This window comes from Rhodococcus sp. EPR-134 (genome assembly GCF_001647205.1).
Lineage (GTDB): Bacteria > Actinomycetota > Actinomycetes > Mycobacteriales > Mycobacteriaceae > Rhodococcus_F > Rhodococcus_F qingshengii.
Map to the genome: position 1 here is coordinate 1 of NZ_LVCT01000448.1, position 4184 is coordinate 4184.

Consider the following 4184-nt stretch of genomic DNA (forward strand, 5'->3'; position numbering starts at 1 on the left):
GTCGCGATCACCCCGTGGGGAACGTGGTCACGATCGGCCCGCGCAGCAGTGGCCCAGCAGGCCGAAATACTTGCCGAATTTCGCGGCGTCGAGCTCTCCGAACTGGTCGAAGTATCTTGATCGAGCCAGTGGCATCCGGATAATTCCAGCTCACACCCGCCCCGATTCGGAGAAGGAAACCCCCAACGATAACCTGAATGCGACCTTCGCACGCACCCTTGTTCAGGAGAGATGATGGCCGACTTCCTCTATGAGGACCTGTTGCCGATCGGTGATGACACCACCGAGTACCGATTGCTCACCACCGAAGGGGTGTCGACAGTCGAGGGACCGGACGGCCGCACCTTCCTGCAGGTCGAGCCGGAAGCGATGCGCTTGCTGACCGAAACGGCGCTGCACGACATCTCTCATTACCTGCGCACGGATCACCTGACGCAACTCGCGAGCATCCTCGACGATCCCGAAGCGTCGAACAACGACAAGTTCGTCGCGCTCGATCTGCTCAAGAACGCCAATATCGCCGCTGCCGGCGTTCTGCCGATGTGCCAGGACACCGGAACCGCCATCGTCATGGGCAAGCGTGGACAGCATGTGCTCACCCCCGGCGACGACGAGAAGTCCATTGCCCGCGGTGTCTACGACGCCTACACGCGTCTGAACCTGCGCTACTCGCAGAACGCCCCCATCACGATGTGGGACGAGAAGAACACCGGCAACAACTTGCCCGCGCAGATCGAGCTGTACGCCGATACTGCTGCCGGACACGAGAACTCGTACAAGTTCCTCTTCATGGCCAAGGGCGGCGGAAGCGCCAACAAGTCCTACCTGTACCAGGAAACCAAAGCGATCCTCAATCCCGACTCGATGATGCAGTTCCTCGAGGCGAAGATCCGCTCACTCGGCACCGCAGCCTGCCCGCCCTACCACCTTGCAATCGTCGTCGGCGGTACTTCGGCCGAGTTCGCGATGAAGACGGCGAAGTACGCGTCGGCGCACTATCTCGACGAATTGCCCACCGAAGGCGCCATCACGGGTCGCGGCTTCCGCGATCACGAGCTCGAGAAGAAGGTTTTCGAGCTGACGCAGAAGATCGGTATCGGAGCACAGTTCGGCGGCAAGTACTTCTGCCACGACGTCCGCGTCGTCCGACTCCCCCGCCACGGCGCTTCGTTGCCCGTCGCCATTGCGGTGTCCTGCTCGGCAGATCGACAGGCGAAGGCCAAGATCACCCCGGAGGGCGTGTTCCTGGAACAGCTCGAATTCAACCCGGGCCGTTTCCTGCCCGAGGTCACGGACGCTCAGCTCGACGAAGAGACGGATGGCATTTCGGGTACCGGCAAGGGCGCTGCGGTCAAGATCGATCTGACCAAGCCGATGTCGGAGATCCTCGCCGAGCTCTCCAAGCACCCGGTGAAGACTCGTCTCTCCTTGACCGGTCCGCTCGTCGTGGCACGCGACATCGCGCACGCCAAGATCAAGGAACGCCTCGACGCAGGCGAAGAGATGCCGCAGTACCTCAAGGATCACCCGGTGTACTACGCCGGCCCCGCCAAGACGCCCGACGGTATGGCATCCGGTTCGTTCGGCCCGACCACGGCCGGCCGTATGGACTCGTACGTCGAGCAGTTCCAGGCCGCCGGTGGCTCGATGATCATGCTCGCCAAGGGAAACCGCTCCAAGCAGGTCACCGACGCCTGCAACTCGCACGGCGGTTTCTACCTCGGGTCGATCGGTGGACCGGCCGCTCGCCTGGCGCTCGACTGCATCAAGAAGGTCGACATCCTCGAGTACGCCGAACTGGGAATGGAAGCCGTCTGGAAGATCGACGTCGAGGACTTCCCCGCCTTCATCGTCGTCGACGACAAGGGCAACGACTTCTTTGCGCACACCGGTGAAGTGACCCTGACGATCGGCAAGCGCCCGGGTCTGTAGACACGTCAACAGCAAAGAGCCCCGGCGAGTTTCGATCGCCGGGGCTCTTTTGTGTCTTTGTCAGGTCCAGAGCGCGGCCACGAATACGGTCACGATCGACAAACCGCCGACGACGTGTACCAGATTCGGATTGGGCTGGCCCTACTTCTGCTTCGCCCGGGTGATCTCGGCAAGCGCCACGATGACCAGCGAAAGCACCAGCTTCACAGCAATTTTCGCGGGAATGTAGTTCTTGTCCAGGGCGCCTTCACCCAACCCCACGATGATCAGGCCGGACACGAACTGCATCCTGGCGCCCCACACCATGACCTCGGTGATCGAAGGAGCCTTGAGGACGGTGAAGTAGCTACCGACCAGGGCAGCCATACCGAGTAGGTGAATCACTACAAAGACGTTGTAAAGAACAGACATACGACTACTCTATCCCGTACTTCGTTCCAGGCGAACGGAACTGAGAGTTCCTGTCAGAATATCCCGGCTTCGGCTGCAGCAGAACGGTATTTGGCGGCCAACGTATCCACCGTCTCGTGTGCGTTCAGCCCACTGGGATTGGGCACGATCCACAGAGCAGCATCTTCGAAAGGCTGATCCTGCCGCCCCGCCTTGGCTCGTTTGTCAGCGAAAGCAGTGCGATAGGCGGTGATTCCGGCGAAGGCAACCACTTTCGGTTTTGTCGCACGCACGACCGCCCGGACCCGCACTCCCCCGGCGGCAAGTTCCTCCGCCGTCAACTCGTCGGCTCTGGCCGTCGCGCGAACGGCGAGATTGGTGATACCGACGCCGCGATCGATCAGGTGCTGCGTATCGGCGTCCGACATACCCGCGGAAGGATCGATCGGACGCTCGATGATGCCTGCCCTCAGCAGTGCCGGGTAGAACCGATTACCCGGCCTGGCGAAATGCGCGCCGGTCGCCGCCGTCCACAGTCCCGGATTGATACCGACGACCAACAGACGACAATTCGGCCCGACCAGATCGTCGATCTCGGCGTCTCGGAACGATTCCAGTTCGGCACGCGTGAATCCCATGCTGCCAGTACATCAGGCCGTCACGACAGTGCTTCGCGCACCTCGTCGATCGCGTCATGCATCATCTGCTCGTACACATCGATGTCCGGGATCGAGGCCGGACTGCTGGTGATGCTGATCGTCACAGTGTCCCCGATCCCGTGTACGCCGTGGGTCAACGACATGACCGGCGACAAACTCGGGAAGCCCGCTGTGAACCGAACGACGCCGCCTCCGAGCACCAGATCCGCGTCACCGCGCGCGACACTCGACACCACGGTGTTTCCAGTGACCTCGTCGGGTACTGCCGTGAAATCGTATTGCTGCACGCCCCAACGGACCAGCGGGCCGGGAACCGCGTTCAGCGCGAGATCCGACGCTGCGCTGGATGGATGGGACGCACGTGCGCGACGCTCGTCCATCGACTCCTTGATCAGTTGGGCTCGCTCACGAAGATCATCGACTTCCGGGAACAGTCCGACACCTGCATTGCGGAAGTGATTGCGCGCCGTGGGTGTACCTGCCTTGGCGATGGTCACCTCAGCTCCCAATTCGGGCGGTACCGAGCCGTCTCGCTCGGTGAGGTAGTTCGCCATCGCTACCGAGATGGCTGTCATCGCTCCGACTGTGACGGATACGCCGTCGCCACGGAAATCTGCGCTGTCCCGCACGACCATGCGCACCAGTCGGTGCGGTCCGGGAGGGATGTTCGAGCGCACCTTGGGACGGCTCGCCGCCTGCGGCGCAACAACTCCCGATTCGGTGTCCGCCTGCAGCTGTAACTGCGCTCGGTGCCCCGCCCGGCCGTCGCGGAACAGCGAAACAAGTTGACCCGGAAGGCGCAGGGCGGCGCGGCCCAAAATCTCGGCTGATCCGCTACGCCGCACGTCCGTCATCTGCTTCGCGGGCGGTTGCGGCGAGAACAGCTGGCGAGCAATCGCCGACGCGCGTTTGCCGTCCGCCAGAGAATGAGCGACCTGCAGAACTGCGATCAGCGCCGGGCCACTGCAGCGCGGCACGCCGGTGACGCCGTGAAACAGGTGCAGCGTCCACGGGGACTCGCGTGGGTCGACGTGGTTTTCGAGTAGCTTCTCGATGCCGTGAATGCACGAGAGCCACGAGTTTTCGGGCAGCTCATGCACTCTCACCAACGAGGCATCGACCGGCATAGGCTCCCAGAGCGGATAGTCGAGGTGCCACGGTGATTCGCGTATCCGAACATTGAGATCCGGGATGAGCGACGCT

At 62.3% G+C, this 4184-nt stretch carries 3 protein-coding genes and 1 pseudogene; 1 reads left to right on the plus strand and 3 read right to left on the minus strand.

Features of this window, described 5'->3' with window-relative positions:
* Window positions 1-234 precede the first annotated feature (234 nt).
* Window positions 235-1932 carry a fumarate hydratase gene (locus tag A2J01_RS20835; RefSeq protein ID WP_007726313.1) on the plus strand — a complete coding sequence of 566 codons (1698 nt, stop codon included), beginning with the start codon at window positions 235-237 and terminating at the stop codon, window positions 1930-1932.
* A gap of 60 nt (window positions 1933-1992) precedes the next feature.
* Here the strand turns inward: A2J01_RS20835 and A2J01_RS20840 are convergent.
* From A2J01_RS20840 to A2J01_RS20850, 3 genes and pseudogenes are all read right to left on the minus strand, one after another.
* Window positions 1993-2343, minus strand: a pseudogene (locus A2J01_RS20840) (hypothetical protein).
* A gap of 53 nt (window positions 2344-2396) precedes the next feature.
* On the minus strand, window positions 2397-2960 hold the full coding sequence (locus tag A2J01_RS20845; RefSeq protein WP_064113481.1) for a mismatch-specific DNA-glycosylase: 564 nt from the start codon (window positions 2958-2960) through the stop codon (window positions 2397-2399).
* 20 nt (window positions 2961-2980) lie between these two features.
* On the minus strand, window positions 2981-4184 hold a 1204-nt coding region (locus A2J01_RS20850; protein ID WP_064113482.1), incomplete at its 5' end, for a WS/DGAT domain-containing protein.